Origin of the sequence: Rhodococcus sp. T7 (assembly GCF_009872365.1) — a bacterium.
Classification (GTDB): domain Bacteria; phylum Actinomycetota; class Actinomycetes; order Mycobacteriales; family Mycobacteriaceae; genus Rhodococcus_F.
The window spans coordinates 52,686-69,890 of the sequence record NZ_WXYH01000324.1; the positions used below are offsets into that span (position 1 = coordinate 52,686).

Here is a 17,205-nt window from a genome sequence, read left to right on the forward strand (position 1 = left end):
CAATGACACTCAACGGCGCCGCGGCCATCGCTGGCATCGGCGAGACCCCGTACTCTCGTTCGGCCACGGAGAGCGCACTGGAGCTGCAGCTGAGGGCCTCACTGCTCGCGATCGAAGACGCCGGGCTGCGGCCTCGGGACGTCGACGGGGTGATCCCGATCGGAATCACTGGTGCCCCGGCAGAGGAGTACATTCACAACCTCGGCCTTACCGACCTTCGATTCTCCGGGCTGGTTCCGCACGGCGGAGCCAGTGCGGTCGGGGCGATCCAGATGGCTGCGGCCGCCATCGCAGCAGGAATCTGCACCACTGTTCTCGTCCCGTCCGGGCGCAACGTCAGCAGTGGGGCCCGGGCCGGGGTGCGTATCCACCAGATGCCCCAGTTTCACTACATCACCGAGTTCGAGCGGCCCGTCGGCGCGATCGCCCCCGCCCAGCTCTACGCCCCGATGGCCCGTCGACATATGGAGCTCTACGGCACCACCAGCCGCCAGCTTGCCGAGATCGCCGTCGCGGTACGTTCACACGCGGTACTCAACGAACACGCCGTGATGCGCACACCCATCACCGTCGAGGACCACCAGAACTCGCGGATGATCACCGATCCGTTCAGACTGCTGGATTGCAGCCTGGAAAGCGATGGCGGCGCCGCGTACGTCGTCACCACTCCCGAACGTGCGCGGGACCTACGGCACCGCCCCGTCGTCCTGCGCGGGGTGGCGATGGGTCACCCCGATTCGCCCAGCGCCATCACCCAACGTTCCGACCTGACCACCGTCGGTGTCGCCAAGGCCGCGCCAATCGCCTTCTCGATGGCGGGCATCTCCCACGCGAGCATCGATGTTGCCGAGATCTACGACTGCTTCACCTGGGTCGTGCTCTGCCAGCTCGAGGACCTCGGCTTCTGCGCCAAGGGCGACGGCGGAAAATTCGTCGAGGACGGCCGGCTCCGTCTCGGCGGGGCACTGCCCACCAACACCCACGGCGGGCTCCTGTCTCAGGGGCACATGCTGGGAATGAATCACATCGTCGAGCTCGTCCGGCAATTACGCGGTGACGGCGGCGCCGCTCAGGTCGACGGTGCCCGGGTCGGTCTGGTCACCGGCTACGGCGACATGGGCGACGGCGCCGTAGCGATCATGGAAGGGGCTTGACATGGCCGAACTGTCCGACGCCTACTGGGCCGGGGCCGCCAAGGGCCGGCTGGTCCTCCAGAAGTGTATGGACTGCGGGCGCATTCGCCACTACCCGCAGATGCTCTGCCCCACCTGCCACTCCTTCGCCGTGGAACACGTAACGGCGACCGGGCACGGCACGGTTCATTCGTGGACGATCAGCCACCACGCCTTCACTTCCAATGTTCGCGACCAGGTCCCCTACACCCTGGTCACCGTGGACATGGAGGAGGGTGTTCGGGTGCTCGGCCGTCTCACCGACAACATCCCGCTCCGCATCGGTCTCCCCGTTCACCTCGGCTTCAAGACGTCCGCAGATGAGCTGCCTGTGCCCGTCTTTACTGCCGCCACTTGAGTACGACAGAGGGAGCCCCACAATGACCGACCCCGTACTCGTCCAGGTCGACGATCGATTGATGATTATCACCATCAATCGACCGGAGGTCCGTAACGCCATCGACAGCGCCGTGTCCTACGGAGTGTGCGCGGCTGTCGATGAGCTCGACGCCCGGGCGGATCTCAGAGTCGGCATCCTCACCGGCGCCGGCGGCACCTTTTGTTCCGGAATGGATCTCAAGGCGTTCCTGCGCGGCGAGAGTACCCGGGTCAAACACCGCGGACTGATGGGTATCGCCCGCACGCCAACGGACAAACCGCTGATCGCCGCCGTCGAAGGGTACGCCCTCGCCGGCGGTTTCGAGGCCGCCCTCGCCTGTGACCTCGTCGTCGCCGCGCGGGACGCGGTCTTCGGTCTGCCCGAGGCCAGGCGCGGCCTTGCGGCCGCGGCCGGCGGCTTGATTCGCCTGCCGCGCTTGATTCCGCAGCGCGTCGCGATGGAGATGGCCCTGACCGGGGATCCCGTCGATGCACGATGCCTGCACGCTCATGGTCTGGTCAACCGGGTCACCGAGCCCGGCGGCGCGCTCGCCGAAGCCACCCGGCTCGCGCGCAGGATCATCGATAACGCGCCACTGTCCGTCGCCGCGAGCAAGCAAGTCATCCTCCAGCAGCGCGACTGGTCCACCGAGGAGAGCTTCGCCCGGCAAGACGAGATCACCTCCACCGTTCTCGCCTCCGACGATGCGAAGGAGGGCGCGCGCGCCTTCGCCGAGAAGCGCGAGCCGAAGTGGACCGGCCGCTGACGCCCGGCGCCTGGCCTCGTTCCACCGGATGCAATGGGACCACTTCCACTTGCCGGTGTACAAGCACTTGACTAGATTCGATATGTAGAATCGAAATTCGCAATATTGAAAACATCTCGGATGTAGTTGACGCCTAGAGGCATGTACATGAGGAGACGCAATACCGTGTCAGAAACCACCGTGTGGGAGCAGGGCTCCCCGGCCGAGGAACTCCTCGTGCCACCGCCGACTGCCCGGACTCTGCCCGAACTGCTCGACGCCTGCGCTGCTGCCACGCCCGCCGGCGACGCACTCGTCTCCGAGACGACACGGCTGACGTACGCGGAGCTCGCCGCGCAGAGCCAGGTCGCCGCCCGGGTTCTGCACAGTCTCGGAATACGGGAGGACGACACCGTCGCTCTGATGGCACCCAATATTCCCGAATGGATTCCGGTGGCCTTCGGTGCGATGCGTTGCGGCGCCCGGGTGGACGCATTCAACACCTGGGCCAAGGCCTATGACCTCGACTTTCTGCTGCGGTCCTCCGGAGCGTCGGTCCTCGTGATGGTGGACCGAGTGCGGGGCACGGACCTGGTGGCCCAGCTTCGCGCGTTGGTTCCCGAGCTCGATGACCGAGGGCCGTTGCGCAGCAACCGATTCCCGAACCTACGGCACGTACTGGTGATCGGCGAGGACTACCCGGCTGCCACGAGTTCGTGGGCCGATCTCACCGATCAGCACGCCACCGGGAATCCGATCAAGGAACCGTCCGGTCGGGGCGAGCGGGTGGCGTACGTCCTATACACCTCTGGCTCTACGAGTACGCCCAAGGCTGTGCCACTCAGTCACCGCGACCTCGTGGTGAATGCATTTCACATCGGTGAGCGGATGGGACTGGGCGAGCAGGATCGCGTATGGCTTGGATCACCGCTGTTCTGGAGCTACGGCTGCGCCAACGCGGCCCTGGCCACGATGACTCACCGGGCCTGTCTCGTGCTGCAGGAACAGTTCACTCCGGGTCAGGCCGTGGATGTGATGCAACGCGAGAATGTCACCGCAGCATATCTTCTCCCCGCGATGATCGACGTCCTTGCCACGCAGTGTGCAGAGCAGATGCGGGGAATTGGTTCTCTGCGTACCGGGCTCACCATCGGGCGTCCCGATACCGTGCAGCGCGCAGTGGTCGAGTTGGGGGTGGGGGAGATTTGCAACATCTACGGCTCCACCGAGACCTATGGCAACTGTTGCGTCACCGATCACCGGATGCCTCTGGCCGATCGAATGGCCACTCAGGGGCATCCGCTGCCCGGCGTCGCGATCCGCTTGGTGGACGAAGAGACGGGAGCCGTTCTTCCCGTCGGCCAGGCAGGCGAGGCGCAGGTACGTGGCCGCATCACCCCCGGTTACCTCAACGACGACGCAGCTAATTCCGCCGCCTTCACAAGCGACGGATGGTTCCGGACCGGTGACCGGCTAGTGCTCCATCCGGACGGCACCGTGTCCTTTGTCGACAGGGCAACCGACATGATCAAGGTCTCGGGGATCAATGTCTCGCCCGCGGAGGTGGAGAGCTTCCTTGCCGAGCATCCCGATGTGCGTGAGGTATTGGTTGTGGGAGCCCCGCATCCGTCGAAGGACGAGGTGGCGATCGCCTTTGTGATCCCATGCTCGGACCGGATCACACCAGAGGAGCTGACCCGCTACTGCAAGGAGCGGATCGCTGGCTACAAGGTTCCCTGGCTGATCTCCTTCGTGACCGAGTTGCCGCGAACGGACACCGGCAAGATTGCCCGTCGGCTGCTGAAGCCGGATGCCGTCGTGTTGGTCGACGCCGCGCTGGCGGCGGAGAGGGCTGGCAGCTCATGATCGGGAACTGGGGCCGTTGGGGTGAGCAGGATCAGGCTGGGGCGTTGAACCTCGTCACCCCCGAAGTCACGCGGCGAGCGGCGGGACTGGTTCGGTCCGGGCGTACGTTGTCTTTGGCTCAACCGTTGGGGCCACACACCCCGTCCCCGGGGCACCGGCCCGGACCCGTCCGGTTCATGAATCGGGACGCCGGGGACTACGCTCTCGGCGCCCGCGCCCCCGGCGGGTTCAAATTCGCCGAGGACACCGTGCAATTACCTACGCACAGTGGCACGCACGTTGATGCGCTGTCTCACGCCTGGTCCGGCGAGCATCTGTTCAATGGTCATCCCGAGAGCTCGACCCGGACCACCCGCGGTGCCCAGCGCTGCGGGGCGGAGCATCTGGTCCCCGTCGTCACACGTGGAGTGCTCGTCGACATGGTCGCCACTACCGGTGGCCCGCTGCCGTCGCGAAGCCCGGTGGAGGCTGCGGACCTGGAGCGCGGGATCGCGGAGGCGGGAGTCACCCCCGAGCCCGGAGATGCCGTGTTAATCCGGACGGGCTGGTGGGAGTCGCACGGGACGGCTGCCGACTACTTCGCTGACGAGCCCGGAATCACCGCGGAGGCGGCAACCTGGCTCGCCGCACGAGACGTCGCGCTGGTCGGAGCGGACAACTACGCGGTAGAGCGGCAGACCGCCGAGCCCGGATTCCCCGCCCACCTTGTCCTACTCCATCGGCATGGGGTGCCGCTGATCGAGAACCTCAGCCTGGCCGCGCTGGCGGATACGCTGGCCGAAGCCAAGCGCTCCACCTTCCTGCTGTTGTTCGCTCCGCTGCCTCTGGTGGGTTCCACTGGGAGCCCAGTGACTCCGGTGGCTGTGCTGTGATGCCGGCGGGAGGGGACTGGACATCACTGCTGCGGCCGGGGGACCTCGTCGTCGTAGCGCAGGGAGTCGGTGAACCCACCCCCCTTCTGGAGCAGCTGCTGACCGCGGCTCCGACCGGGGTGCAGGTGTTCGTCGGGCTGTCGCACAGCCAGGCACTGACCCGGTCATCGTCGCTGCCGTTGCTATCGTTCGGGGCCCTGGGCCCGCTGGCCCACCCACCGAATAATGCCCGGCTCAATGTCATTCCCACTCACTTCGACGACTTATCCCGGGTTCTGCCGCACCGTGGGCAGGAGATGGTGCTCCTGATGCAAGTCACGACACCCGACGCGCAGGGATATCACAGCCTCGGGATGGCCGTTGACCACACCTACGAGCTCATTGGCCGCTCCCGGGTTGTCATTGCGGAGGTGAACGAGCAACTCCCGGTCACCTCCGCTCCGGCGCTGCATCATTCGACATTCGCCGCCACCATTCGGACTTCCCGGCCACTGCCGACCCTCCCACCGCCCACTATCGGTGAGGTGCACCGCCGAATCGCCACACACGTCCTCGATCTGATATCCGACGGCGCCACACTCCAGCTCGGGATCGGGGCGGTGCCGTCGGCAATCGGGAGCGGATTGACCGAACATCGAGGTCTCGCGATCCGCTCCACCCTGGCCGGAGACTGGTTGCTCGATCTCGCCAACGCCGGGGCATTGCGTTCCGCGTCAGGGTCTGTGGTGATCAGCGAGGCGGCGGGGTCGCCAGAGCTGTACAAGTACGTGTCCGTCTCGCCCGTGCAGGTCCGACCGGTCCGCGAAGTCGTGGGCCCGGGCGCGGCAGGCACCATCGATCGGTTCGTCGCGGTGAACTCGGCGCTGCAGGTCGACCTATCCGGCCAGGTCAACGCCGAAGAGATCCCCACCGGATACATCGGCGGGATCGGTGGTCAGGCCGAATACTTGCGCGCTGCGCAGCGCTGCCCGGACGGTCGGTCGATCGTGGCATTGCCGGCCACCGCAGGCCGGCACTCCCGCATCGTGACCCGATTGGAGCCACCGACAGTGACCACGGCTCGATCGAACGTCGATTTCGTGGTTACCGAACACGGCGTGGCCGACCTGCGCGGCCGAGGCCTACAGGAACGAGCCGAACTGATGATCACGATCGCTGCACCGGAGCATCGCGGCCCACTTCGGGAAGGACTGAACCAATGACAGAAGAGACCGAGGTCGCCACGCGGCTGGGGCGGTTCCTTGCCGCGCATCCGGACGCGCACAATGGGCGAATCACGCACCTGACTCGGGCAGGCAGTGGTCGCTCCCGTGACAACTGGCTCTTCGACCTGGTATTCGACGGTTCCGACGGGGCCGAGCACCGTGAGTCGTTGATCCTGCGCACGGACCCCGAGGGGGGACTGATCGACACCAACCGCGCGACGGAGTTCGCGGTTCTGCAGGCACTGGAGAAGAGCGGCCTGCCCACGCCCGTCGTCCGCTGGCTCGACGCCGACGGCCGCGCCCTAGGCCGCCCCTCGCTGATCATGCGGCGACTACCAGGCACCTGCGACTACCGTGTGCTTCGCAACTCTGCCCTGCCGCTCGCCGAACGGATCTCCCTGGCTCGACGATTCTGTGCGCTCCTCGCTGAGGTGCACGCCGTTGACTGGCACACACTAGGTCTCGGTGACGTGCTCGTCGACCCTGGGCGGCATGCCGCCCGCGCCGAACTCGACCAGTGGACTGCAATCCTCCGGCAGGACCAGCTCGAGCCCTGGCCAGAGTTGGAGTACGCGGTGGCGATCCTCGGCGAACGCGCCCCGACGTCGAGCCGGACCGTGCTGGTCCACGCCGACTTCAAGCCGGGCAACCTCCTGCTCGCAGACAAACACGTCACCGCGCTGCTGGACTGGGAACTGGCCCACCTCGGGGATCCGCTCGAGGACCTCGGCTGGGTCACCCAGCCGCTGCGCGCCTCCGAGCACACCATCGACAGGTCTTGGGAAGCAGAGGATCTCGTGAATTATTACGAGCGCGAAAGCGGGGTCACCGTCGACCGGGCCGCCTTGGCCTGGTGGATCGCGTTCTCGGCCTTCAAAACAGCTGTCATGCAAGTCAGCGGATTGCGCGCGTTTCTCGACGGACGCGCGGAGGAGCCCTACCGGCCCACCCGCCGTGTCCTCACCACCCTGCTCGACGCCGTACTGGAGGAACCCGCATGAGACCAACGATCGACGAACAACTCACCGGCGCCGCCCGGCTGCTCCGCCTCGTCGAGCACGACCCGGAGACCCCGCTAAGCGTCGGGGAACTGGTTCGTAACGCCCGGCGCCTGGTCGATCGGGTAGGCGAGTCATGGTCCCGCACCATGCCTTTCCTCCGAGACGACAATGCCCGGCTTGCAGTGCTCCTCGGCGCCGACGAGCCCGAGCCGGGTGACTTGGCGGAGACCATCGCCCGAAACGAAAAGCTCCGCGGTGAACTGACCAGCCGCATCCACGAGCTTCCCGCTGGTCCCGCCCGCGCCCAGATCGGCGCACACCTGCGCAACCGCGTCGCAACCAACCCGACCTGACAGAAATGACGAGCAGATGAGTGATCACCCTGGCCTGACAGTGGGCGACAAGTACTTCGCCGAGCAGTTCCCACTCTCCCCGCTCGATGACTTCCTCATCCACCAAACCCCCGACCCGGTCCGCGTCATGTGGACCGGCGACCCCCGAGCGTACGAGCGCTACTGGATGGTCGCCCACGACACCACCGGCGATGTCCTGGTCGCCACCGGCGGCAGCTTCTATCCCAATCTCGACCGTGCCGAGGCCTACGCCATCGTCAATGTCCGTGGACGACACACCACAGTCCGCAGCTTCCGTACCATCGGCGCCGACCGGGCGGAACTTCGGATTGGGCCAATCGCACCGGTGATCGTGCGCGGCCTGCGCGAGTGGCGTTACGTCCTCGAGCCCAACGAGTGGGGCATCAGTTACGACCTCACCTTCCAAGACACCACCCGGCAGATATTTCGTGAACCACTGTCCAACTCCGCGGCGGGCATACCGCCCGGCCGTCGCAACGACGTGACAACTGGTTTCGAAAGTTTTGGCGAGGTCTCCGGCTGGGTGGAGGTCGACGGTGAACGGTTCGACCTCGGACCCGGTTCTGCCGGGACGAGGGACCGGCACTGGGGGACTGGCCGCGGCGTTGGCGGTCCCGCCATGTCACTTGGCGCGGGCCTGCACGTCGGTACCAACGGCAACGCCTTCGTCCCCTTCCCCGATTGGACGATCTGGGGCGACCGCCTCTATTACCCCTTAGGCGACGCCCGCAAAGGCTGCGCCAAGGTCCTCAAGCCCACCCGCCGGCTGCGCTTCGAGCCGGACACCCAGATCTTCACCGAGGGCGTCGTGGACTACCAGTTCGATACCGGCGAGAAGACCCAGCTGCACTACGAAAAGATCGGCCAGCAAACCGCCTTTCTGAGGTGTGGCATGTACGGCGGGACTCCCGGCGGCGATATCCATCAAGGCGGTTATGACGGCCCGGATATGACTGAGGGGGAGACCTTCGACGTCACCCGGCCCGAAACCCGCATTGGCATTCGAGGGCTCGATGAGCACCTCTGCCGGGTCACCCGCGACGACGGTACCAGTGTCCTGGGCGTATACCAGACCATCGATCCGGTCGCATACGAGGCGTGCGTGTCCGAGCGGAAAGGCTGGGACTTCCTTTGAGGCAGCTGATCCCGCGTCAAAAGGGCCGAGCCGGAGAAATTCCGGCCCGGCCCTTCGCTGTGGGATCAGCTCGCCGCTGCAGCGATCGCCTCGGCGATCTCCGCCGGTTTCGTGAACATCGGTCCGTGCCCCGCGTCCACCTTGACGACAGTGCCGACATTACTCGCGAACTCCTGCTGCAAGGCGACAGAGAACTGCTTGTCCTGCAGCGTGATCACGTAGGTGGCAGGGTGTTGCTGCCAACCGAGCCCAGTGGCAGCCTCACCGAGCGTGCCGAGCGCGTGTGGGCCCATCTTGTCCAATATGGGCCCGACTTGCTCATCGGTGGCGTCGTTGAACATGGACTCCCGTGCAGCCTCGCGCTTGAGCGTGGCGGTTCCGTCCTCCCGCGGCTCGAGCGCGGCACCGAGATCGCCCTGCGGCTCCGGGTCGCGGCCCAGGAGGTCGCTCACGGCTTCGCCCGCCCGGGGCAGAGCCGCACACACATAGACGAGATGCGCCACGCCGTCGTTGTCTGCCGAAGCACGGGTAATCACGGCACCACCGTACGAATGGCCGACCAAGACGGCCGGTTCATCAAAACCCTTCAACGCATCGCGGACTGCCTGGGCATCCCGCTCGAGCGTTCCGCCCGGACCGCGGCTCGGAAGATCCACGGATTTTGTCCTTATGCCGCGCTGTTCCAGTTCGGCAACCACTTTGTCCCACACCCATGATCCGGTGAAGGCACCGTGCACGAGAAGCACAGGCTTGGCCATACATTTCACCTCAGTCCGCTTAAGCCGGGCAGTCGCACCAACGCCCGGCAGATGGCTACTTCGTGATCGAGGCGTTCGGTTCGCCCCGACCCGTCAACCCCGCGACGACCTCCTGCGCCCTGTGTTGGACACCCGAGGTATACCGATGCGGTCGATCGACTTCGAGAATTCGAATTGAAACTCGGCTTCTCGAATACGATCTAAGCTGCGCGGGACGTACCCGTCAACCCCCCGCGTTGACTCTGCCGAACCATCCTGTAGCCGGTTATTTGGGCCGTCCGAAATCTGGATAGCCGGACGATTGCGGCCGCCGAGGTGGATTGGAGCCTTCGTCAAGGTATCGATCCAGGGCGAGGGCGGCAAAGGCGCAGTCGCTCACCGCGTGAGCCCAGCGGCGGCGTGGATCAGGCACGGCCCACGGTCCCGGAGTCCACGGTCCCGGAGTCCTCGCTGGTGCAACTCCCTCGCACCGCGGTCATCCCTGGTCTGCTACACGCGCCGCATTCGACGAATGAACCACTCATCGCGGCAGGGTCGCCGATGTCGCATCCACGGATCGGGCAGTCCGCCCGTGGGCGGGGGTGTGGGTCTGCGCGAGATCAAACGGAATCGTGGAATTTGGGGGAGTTCAGGCCGGAAGATGGTGACACTTGACGCGCTCGGTGACACCAGCTAAATTCCTAATTCGGAAGAAGGATTCGCAATTTGGCATCTTGCGCTGCTCGATCCGTAGAAGAATGAGACACGTGAACCCATCGCAACGCGATTTGCGACAGTCGATCTGAAACTGCTGCGACGAAGCGCATCGACAGTCGTTCGTCACGGAGCGCTTGCCGGGCGCCACGAGCGATGCATTGAAAAACAGCTACCGAGGAAGTGTCAATGAAGATTGGTTCCGGCGGTAGCGCTGTCACGGTTGACGAGGCTCATCGAAAGTTTCAATGAGCGCCATCACGTGCGTCACGTCGGGTGAACGTGAGGCCGCCTCTACAGCCCTTCACCTTGATCGACGACGAGGCGTTCTTCCAGTTGGTCGTCGGCCGGCTCGTCGAGCCGACCTCGATGAGTGACACGAGCTGAGTCGTTGGCGAGATCGGCATGACGCCCGCCACCGCAACACCTACGCCAACGCACTGAAACGTTGCGCCACAATCGATACCGGGATCGAGTGGTGACGAAGTGTTTCGAGTCCGCCGCAGAAACCGGCGGACTGAGCCTTGAAGTATCACGACCTCCGGCACGTCGAGCAGTCGTTCCGGATGTCGAAGACCGACCTGCGGGCGAGGCCGATGTTCAACCACACCCGTGACCCAATCGAAGCACACCTGACCGTCGTGTTCACCGCACTCGCGATCGCACGCTACCTGCAAACCGAGACCCGGGCCTCGATCGGGCGCATCGGGAAGATCATGCGCCCGCTGCGGGAGATCACCCTGACCACCGTCGGCAAACCCCACACCGCCGCCATCCACTCACCGCCGATGCCGAATCCATCCTCACCGCACTGGATCTATCGCCCGGCCGATTGGGGTACTGAATCTGTACAAGTCAGGAGTCCCTGGTCGCGTCGCTACGGCTACGTGGCAGTGATCGCCAGTCCGTAGCCCGAGACTTCGCGTCGAGTCCCGTTGGGAAATATGAATTTGGTCGGCGATGAAGCACGCCGGAAGGTGTGGTGGTCTATGTCGTGCTCGGTCGCAAAGTGTGCGAGGAGGGGTTGGCAAATTCCTTCAGGTGGTCAGCTGGACCGGGCCGAGTGCGCCGTGGAAGAGCGCCCCGCGGCGATTGCATTCCGCGCGAGGTATGCGTAAGTGGCCGACTGCGCTCGGCATGGAGAGAACCATGATAATGCCAGTGCGAGAACAGAATTAAGTTCTGATGGCTTGCATGCAAAACCCTCAAGGTATTCGAAATATCGAATCCAAATATCAAAAAATCGAAGAGATGTACTTGACGTGAGGACCGTCACTCATCAAGACTGGTCGCGCGGACGCCGACTGGTACGTGTAGGGCGTCATAGAAGGAGAGGCGATCGCCGTGAGAAAGTTGACAACAGTAGTCATTGGGATGGCTGTAGCGATGTTGTCCGCCTGCAGCAACGGGGCTTCATCAAGCGGTGGGGCTAGCTCGGACGGCCCCATCATCATCGGCACTTCGGTGTCCTCGACCGGGAAGTATGCCTCTAGCGGCACCAACGTCGCCAACGGCTACGCGCTCGCCGTCGAGCAGATCAACAAGAACGGCGGGGTGCTCGGTCGTCAACTCGAGTTGAAACAGGACGATGATCAGAGCGACGCCGGGACCGTCGGCCGACTCTACACGCAATTCCTTACCCAGGACCGGGCAGATGTGTTACTGAGCCCATACGGCAGCGCGCTCGCGGGCCCCGCCGCTCAGCTGGCGGAGCGGTACACGACCCCGATGGCGCACAGCCTGACATCGTCTCCCGCCGTCTTTGCGGATACCAAGTACAGTGTGATGGCCGGGGTTACGCCGGGTAGCGTCGTGCTCGCCGGGGTGCCGCAGTTCGCCAAGGTTACCGGATACACCCGGGTCACGCTGGTCAACAACGACCTCGACGCATATAGCGAGATCTGCGACGGGGCCCAACAGGCCGTCACGGCCGCCGGATCCACGCTGGTGTCGCGGGTGACATATGCGGCCAGTACCAGCGACTTCTCGTCTGTCGCTCAGAAGGTGAAGGCGAACAACCCCGAGGTGGTGATCTCGTGTTCGGCGATCCAGGACAACATCGGAATCACCCGGTCCCTCGACCAGCAAGGTTTCCGGCCCAAGATACTCGCCTCGGCCACGGCGGAGGATCCGGCTTTCACCAATTCTCTTGGTTCGCTGGCCAATAAAGCAATCGGCTACTCAATCTGGGCGCCCGATCTGAAAGTGCCGGGCAGTGATGACTTCGCTACTGCTTTCCAGGCCAAGTTCGGACATCCCGCGACCGAACAGAGCGCATCGGCCTACGCCACCGTGCAGGCGGTGGCAGCGGCCATCACGCAGGCCGGTTCGACCGACCACGAGAAGCTTAACGACGCGCTCCGCTCGGGCAGTTATCAAACCATCCTCGGGACGTACAAGGTCAACGACGACGGGGTTCAGACCGGCTACAAGGCGGTCTTGAATCAATATCAAAACGGTACCTATGCGCTCGTCTACCCGGAGTCAGACGCCAGCGTGCCCGCCGAGTTTCCCTACTGAGGATGGCGACCTACGGCGAGACCTTTAAGGAGTTTGTGCGATGACCTACCTCCAGGTGATTCTGAACGGAATCTTTCTCGGCGGCTTCTATCTGTTGATGGCCCAAGGCCTTAACCTCATCTTCGGGATAATGGGTATCGTCAACCTCGCCCACGGTGCCTTTATGGTGCTGGGCGGCTTGGGCGTGTACAGCCTCTACAACGTCGGCGTGAACCCGTTCCTGGGTCTGGTAGTCGTCATGATCGCCGCGGCGGTCGTAGGGGCCGCGGTGCAGTGGCTGATCATCGAGCGCATCTCGGTTACCGGCCGGCAGGGCGAACTGCTCACCCTCATGGCGACGTTCGGGCTGTCGTACATCTTGATCAACCTCGGCCAGCGGGGGTGGGGCTCGGACTTCAAGACGATCCCCTACCTGCAGTCATCGTTAAAGGTTGGTGCCCTGCGGTTTCCCGCCTCCCTTCTGATCGGGGTCGTCCTTGCCGCCCTACTCACGCTGGCGATCTCGGTGTGGCTGCACCGTACGCGGACCGGGATGAGTCTGCTCGCCACAGCGCAGAGCCCGTTGGGTGCAGGCGCCTGCGGGATCAACCCCCGACGCCTACGCCTGATCGGGTTCGGCATGGGTGCGGCACTCGCGGCCGCCGCAGGGATGCTGCTCGTTCTCACCCAGCCCATCGCACCGCAGATGGCCACACATTTCACCATCGTGGCGTTCGTCGTCGTTGCGCTCGGTGGACTTGGAAACTACTCGGGCGCAGCGGTCGGAGCGGTCCTGGTTGGTATCTTGCAAACCCTCTCGGGCTACCAGTTCGGCGCCGTGATCCAGGAGGCCGCGCCCTACCTAATCCTGATTCTCGTGATGTTATTCCTACCCAACGGTCTGCTGACCAGGAAGGCGGCGCCGGCATGAGTACCCTCACCGCCCCAAACCCCACGTCTGCCGGGCAGGAGCCGACCGGTGGTCGACGCTCTCTGCTGTCACGCATCATCACCGCGCGCGATCACCGAGGCGTCAGGCTGCCGTCGCGACGCAACGACGCGACGCAGATCCTCGTGCTGGCAATCGTCGTTGCCGCATTCCTCGCTTTCAGCGTCGGGGCGCGCGGCGGCTCACAGGTTCAACTCGGCATCGATATCGCGATGTTCGTGGCGCTCGCCTACTCCTGGAACATCATCAGCGGCTTCACTGGGTACATCTCCTTCGGCCAGGTCGTGTTCTTTGGCTTCGGCGCATTGTTTACCGCCGAGCTCATCATCCATGCCGACACGCCCTGGTACCTCGCCGCGGTCCTTGGGGGCGTCGCGTCGGCGATCATCGCGATCCCGGTCGGGATGATCATGCTGCGCCTGCGCGGAATCTACTTCGCACTGGGCATGTTCGGCCTGGCTTACATCGTGTCGCTGTTGTGCTCCCAGTGGTCCTACACCGGCGGCTCGACGGGACTGGTCGTCCCCGGAGCGCTGGCGCAGACAGAGGTGCTTCTCGCGGTCACCGGTGTGGCTGTCCTGGCTTTCGCCGCCAACGCATTCATGGCTCGCTCGCACTTCGGCCTGCGAGCTATGGCCATCCGGGACGACGAGGAGGTCGCCGCGGCCGTCGGGGTCCGGACCACACAGGTGAAGGTCATCGCTTTCGCGCTCAGCGCCGTGATGCCGGCCATCGTCGGTGGGTTCATCGCCTACAATCGCGCGTTCATCGACTCCTCCACCGTCTTCGATCCCACGCTCGACCTGATGGTCATTGTCTTCGTGCTCGCAGGTGGCATCGGCACGGTCTGGGGGCCACTAATCGGCGCCTCGGTGCTGACGATCGCCAACGAGCAGCTCTCCACCCGCTTGCCGGACTACCAGCTGGCCCTGTTCGGTGTGCTGGTCATCCTCATCACCATTTTTCTGCCCGGGGGCATCGTGTCGCTGTTCAACAAGATCGGGTGGTTGCGCCGGGAGATCGTCAAGGGGCCGCATTCGCTGCGCGACCGGTCCGATCTCGAGGCCTCGCTCGAGCATGTCCGTGATGTACCCATGAACGGCGCACAGACCGGCGAGCTATTGTCGTGCCGCGACGTCGGCGTCAAGTTCGGCGGTGTGCATGCCCTACGTGGTGTGGACTTCGACGTGCCGCGCGGACGTGCGGTCTTCATCATCGGTGCAAACGGCGCCGGTAAGACCACGCTGTTCAATGCCATCGCCGGAGTGGTTCGGCCGTCGTCGGGCACGATCACCTTCGACGGCATACCCATCCGCAAACTGAGCGCGCAGAGTCTGGCGAGGCGAGGGATGGCCCGCACCTACCAGATCCCGCGGCCGTTCGAGTCGCTGACAGTGTGGGAAAACATCCTCATCGCGGCGCTGGGCGGCCGGCGCCGTCACCAGGCCGTGGGGCAGACCCAGTGGGTCGTGCGGGTCTTGGGGCTCGAAGACATCTGCTTCTCAGCTTCGGACACCCTCCCTATCGGACACCGTCGAATGGTCGAGCTGGGGCGTGCCCTCGCCTTGCAACCCAAGCTGATCTTGCTCGACGAGGTCATGGCTGGCATGTCTGAGGATGAGCTTGAACGGGTCCGGGAGGCCATCCGGTCGATGCCTTCGTTCGGTGTCGAAGCCATAGCGGGCATCGAGCACGTAATCAAGGCCATCGTCGACCTCACCGATGAGATCGTCGTCCTAGACCAGGGTGCGCGCATCATCTCCGGCGCCCCTGCGGAGATCCTTCGCCATCCCGAGGTTATCCGCGCCTACCTCGGGATCTCGATCGAGACGGAGACACAGGCATGAGCGCACCCGCCGACAACGCGATACCCGCCACCTCCCGACCCGAGGACCAGATTCTCGTCGTCGACGGCCTCACGACGGGTTACGGAAGGTTACGAGTTCTGCACGAAGTGTCGCTGACGGTCGCGAAAAATGAAGTGGTCGGAATCCTCGGTGCGAACGGCGCGGGCAAGACCACGTTACTGCGCAGCATCGCCGGCGCGATTCGCCCCACGGACGGAACCGTCATGCTGCTCGGCAAGGATGTCACCGGTCAACCGGACCACGTGCTGACACGGGCCGGAGTAGGCCACGTACCCAGCGGGCGTGAGCTGTTCAGTGACCTGTCTGTGGAAGCAAACCTCGCCATGGGCGGGTACGCGTTACCCCGCGCCCGTGCAGCCGAGCTTCGCTCGCAGGTGCTCGATCTGTTCCCTACCCTCGCCCGCATGCTCGATCGCCGTGCCGGTGCGCTATCCGGGGGTGAACAGCAGATGGTGGCGTTCGGGCGGGCACTGATGACGGACCCGTCGCTGCTGCTCCTAGATGAACCGTCAACCGGTCTCGCTCCGGCCATCGTGGCGTCGTTGTTCGAGGCCCTGCGGCAGCTGATCACCAACAGCACGATGAGCGTTGTGCTGGTCGAGCAAAACGCCGCCCTGGCACTGGAGGTCGTGCAGCGCGCCTACGTGCTGCGGCAGGGACGAATCGTGCTGGACGGCTCAGCGAATGAGCTCAAGGGCGAAACGATCGTGGCCGCATACCTCGGTGCGTGAGCGCGGTCCCGACCACGACCAGTAGATCACCGCGCTCCGCCCTGTCGGGGTCGTCCGCCGAGAACAGCACCTAGCGCACTTCGCGGCACGGTGACCCGATCTCTGGCGCCTCACACGGCGGCCCGGCGGTGGCAACGGGTAGCAGGCCTTCGGCGGCGTGGAGAATCACAGATACCCGCGCCGATCTCGACATGGTCGCCGATCGGCTTGCCTCTGCCTACTTCGGTGCGGTATGTCAACCGGATAGCCGAGGTTCGTCTCGGTGGCCGATCGATCGTGGCGGGCTAGTGTCCTGAGACATCAATATGCGAGCAGTAATGGGCGATCGATTCGAGGATCTGGTCGGCGGTCTTGGTCCAGACGTATGGGCGGGGGTTGTCGTTCCAGGTCTCGATCCACGCACGAATATCGGTGTTGAGCTGTCGGACCGAGCGGTGCGGGGAGCGTTGAAGCTTCTTGGTGGTCAGTTCAGCGAACCACCGTTCGACGAGGTTCATCCACGAAGAACTGGTCGGCGTGAAATGGACCACGAACCGAGGGTGGGCGAGAAACCACTTCTTGACCGCAGGCGTCTTGTGCGTCGACGCGTTGTCCATGATCAAGTGAACATCGAGATCGCTCGGCACCTCGGTATTGATCTTCCGCAAGAACGCGATGAATTCGATTGCTCTGTGACCGGAATGGAGTGATCCGACCACTTTGCCCGAGGCAATGTCGAGAGCTGCGTACAAGCTCGAGGTGTCGTTGCGGATGTAGTCGTGAGTGGCTCGTTGCGGGGTTCCTGGCAGCATTGGGAAGATTGGTTGAGTGCGATCGAGCGCAACTGCCCCGGCCTGATGAGCGGGTACGTCGACCCCGACCTGGACTGCTTCGTCGACCCGGACGGGTGGCTGCACACCGGCGACCTCGGACGCCTCGACGCCGACAACTACCTCTACCTGAGCGGCCGCTCGAAGGA

General features: G+C 64.4%; 15 protein-coding genes and 1 pseudogene. 14 read left to right on the forward strand and 2 right to left on the reverse strand.

Annotation, left to right across the window (positions count from 1 at the left end; all coding sequences use genetic code 11):
• Positions 1–2 precede the first annotated feature (2 nt).
• From MLGJGCBP_RS26755 to MLGJGCBP_RS26795, 9 genes are all read left to right on the forward strand, one after another.
• Positions 3–1,154, forward strand: coding sequence for a thiolase family protein (locus MLGJGCBP_RS26755; RefSeq protein WP_160099228.1), 1,152 nt, complete (start codon positions 3–5; stop codon positions 1,152–1,154).
• Position 1,155: 1 nt separating this feature from the next.
• Positions 1,156–1,530, forward strand: a complete 375-nt coding sequence (locus MLGJGCBP_RS26760) for a Zn-ribbon domain-containing OB-fold protein (protein WP_160099230.1) — start codon at positions 1,156–1,158, stop codon at positions 1,528–1,530.
• Positions 1,531–1,552: 22 nt separating this feature from the next.
• Positions 1,553–2,317 (forward strand): crotonase/enoyl-CoA hydratase family protein, encoded by a 765-nt coding sequence (locus tag MLGJGCBP_RS26765; protein WP_160099232.1) that lies wholly within the window; start codon positions 1,553–1,555, stop codon positions 2,315–2,317.
• A 165-nt stretch (positions 2,318–2,482) separates the two neighbouring features.
• Positions 2,483–4,162, forward strand: coding sequence for a class I adenylate-forming enzyme family protein (locus MLGJGCBP_RS26770; RefSeq protein WP_201453210.1), 1,680 nt, complete (start codon positions 2,483–2,485; stop codon positions 4,160–4,162).
• The gene (locus tag MLGJGCBP_RS26775; RefSeq protein ID WP_160099236.1) at positions 4,159–5,034 is read left to right on the forward strand and encodes a cyclase family protein; all 876 of its coding nucleotides are present in this window, start codon (positions 4,159–4,161) and stop codon (positions 5,032–5,034) included. The genes MLGJGCBP_RS26770 and MLGJGCBP_RS26775 overlap by 4 nt, the downstream gene beginning before the upstream one ends.
• Entirely contained in the window at positions 5,034–6,236 is a 1,203-nt protein-coding gene (locus tag MLGJGCBP_RS26780) for an acetyl-CoA hydrolase/transferase family protein (RefSeq protein ID WP_160099238.1), read from the forward strand. Before MLGJGCBP_RS26775 ends, MLGJGCBP_RS26780 begins: the two co-directional genes overlap by 1 nt.
• Complete coding sequence (locus MLGJGCBP_RS26785) at positions 6,233–7,240, forward strand: phosphotransferase family protein (protein WP_160099240.1); 1,008 nt, start codon at positions 6,233–6,235, stop codon at positions 7,238–7,240. The genes MLGJGCBP_RS26780 and MLGJGCBP_RS26785 overlap by 4 nt, the downstream gene beginning before the upstream one ends.
• Positions 7,237–7,593, forward strand: a complete 357-nt coding sequence (locus MLGJGCBP_RS26790; protein ID WP_160099242.1) for a hypothetical protein — start codon at positions 7,237–7,239, stop codon at positions 7,591–7,593. Before MLGJGCBP_RS26785 ends, MLGJGCBP_RS26790 begins: the two co-directional genes overlap by 4 nt.
• 16 nt (positions 7,594–7,609) lie before the next feature.
• Positions 7,610–8,749, forward strand: coding sequence for a hypothetical protein (locus MLGJGCBP_RS26795; RefSeq protein WP_160099244.1), 1,140 nt, complete (start codon positions 7,610–7,612; stop codon positions 8,747–8,749).
• 65 nt (positions 8,750–8,814) lie between these two features.
• Here MLGJGCBP_RS26795 and MLGJGCBP_RS26800 read toward each other — a convergent pair whose 3' ends face one another.
• Positions 8,815–9,507 carry an alpha/beta fold hydrolase gene (locus MLGJGCBP_RS26800; RefSeq protein ID WP_160099246.1) on the reverse strand — a complete coding sequence of 231 codons (693 nt, stop codon included), beginning with the start codon at positions 9,505–9,507 and terminating at the stop codon, positions 8,815–8,817.
• A gap of 1,220 nt (positions 9,508–10,727) precedes the next feature.
• Between MLGJGCBP_RS26800 and MLGJGCBP_RS26805 the strand changes: the two are divergent.
• The 5 genes and pseudogenes from MLGJGCBP_RS26805 to MLGJGCBP_RS26825 all read left to right on the forward strand — a co-directional run.
• Positions 10,728–11,044, forward strand: a pseudogene (locus MLGJGCBP_RS26805) (IS1634 family transposase); the annotation flags it as partial.
• 530 nt (positions 11,045–11,574) lie between these two features.
• Entirely contained in the window at positions 11,575–12,720 is a 1,146-nt protein-coding gene (locus tag MLGJGCBP_RS26810) for an amino acid ABC transporter substrate-binding protein (protein WP_160099248.1), read from the forward strand.
• A gap of 40 nt (positions 12,721–12,760) precedes the next feature.
• The gene (locus MLGJGCBP_RS26815; protein WP_160099250.1) at positions 12,761–13,630 is read left to right on the forward strand and encodes a branched-chain amino acid ABC transporter permease; all 870 of its coding nucleotides are present in this window, start codon (positions 12,761–12,763) and stop codon (positions 13,628–13,630) included.
• Positions 13,627–15,495 carry a branched-chain amino acid ABC transporter ATP-binding protein/permease gene (locus MLGJGCBP_RS26820; RefSeq protein ID WP_160099252.1) on the forward strand — a complete coding sequence of 623 codons (1,869 nt, stop codon included), beginning with the start codon at positions 13,627–13,629 and terminating at the stop codon, positions 15,493–15,495. The genes MLGJGCBP_RS26815 and MLGJGCBP_RS26820 overlap by 4 nt, the downstream gene beginning before the upstream one ends.
• Positions 15,492–16,247 carry an ABC transporter ATP-binding protein gene (locus MLGJGCBP_RS26825; RefSeq protein ID WP_160099254.1) on the forward strand — a complete coding sequence of 252 codons (756 nt, stop codon included), beginning with the start codon at positions 15,492–15,494 and terminating at the stop codon, positions 16,245–16,247. Before MLGJGCBP_RS26820 ends, MLGJGCBP_RS26825 begins: the two co-directional genes overlap by 4 nt.
• Positions 16,248–16,531: 284 nt before the next feature.
• Here MLGJGCBP_RS26825 and MLGJGCBP_RS26830 read toward each other — a convergent pair.
• Positions 16,532–17,205 (reverse strand): IS630 family transposase (locus MLGJGCBP_RS26830; protein ID WP_442972126.1); only part of this gene is annotated, 674 nt, incomplete at its 5' end.

Coding starts and splice junctions, on each gene's coding strand:
- MLGJGCBP_RS26790 (WP_160099242.1), top strand. CDS start 7,237: ATGAGACCAACGATCGACGAACAACTCACCGGCGCCGCCCGGCTGCTC.
- MLGJGCBP_RS26825 (WP_160099254.1), top strand. CDS start 15,492: ATGAGCGCACCCGCCGACAACGCGATACCCGCCACCTCCCGACCCGAG.
- MLGJGCBP_RS26755 (WP_160099228.1), top strand. CDS start 3: ATGACACTCAACGGCGCCGCGGCCATCGCTGGCATCGGCGAGACCCCG.
- MLGJGCBP_RS26820 (WP_160099252.1), top strand. CDS start 13,627: ATGAGTACCCTCACCGCCCCAAACCCCACGTCTGCCGGGCAGGAGCCG.
- MLGJGCBP_RS26775 (WP_160099236.1), top strand. CDS start 4,159: ATGATCGGGAACTGGGGCCGTTGGGGTGAGCAGGATCAGGCTGGGGCG.
- MLGJGCBP_RS26795 (WP_160099244.1), top strand. CDS start 7,610: ATGAGTGATCACCCTGGCCTGACAGTGGGCGACAAGTACTTCGCCGAG.
- MLGJGCBP_RS26765 (WP_160099232.1), top strand. CDS start 1,553: ATGACCGACCCCGTACTCGTCCAGGTCGACGATCGATTGATGATTATC.
- MLGJGCBP_RS26760 (WP_160099230.1), top strand. CDS start 1,156: ATGGCCGAACTGTCCGACGCCTACTGGGCCGGGGCCGCCAAGGGCCGG.
- MLGJGCBP_RS26785 (WP_160099240.1), top strand. CDS start 6,233: ATGACAGAAGAGACCGAGGTCGCCACGCGGCTGGGGCGGTTCCTTGCC.
- MLGJGCBP_RS26815 (WP_160099250.1), top strand. CDS start 12,761: ATGACCTACCTCCAGGTGATTCTGAACGGAATCTTTCTCGGCGGCTTC.
- MLGJGCBP_RS26810 (WP_160099248.1), top strand. CDS start 11,575: ATGGCTGTAGCGATGTTGTCCGCCTGCAGCAACGGGGCTTCATCAAGC.
- MLGJGCBP_RS26780 (WP_160099238.1), top strand. CDS start 5,034: ATGCCGGCGGGAGGGGACTGGACATCACTGCTGCGGCCGGGGGACCTC.
- MLGJGCBP_RS26800 (WP_160099246.1), bottom strand. CDS start 9,507: ATGGCCAAGCCTGTGCTTCTCGTGCACGGTGCCTTCACCGGATCATGG.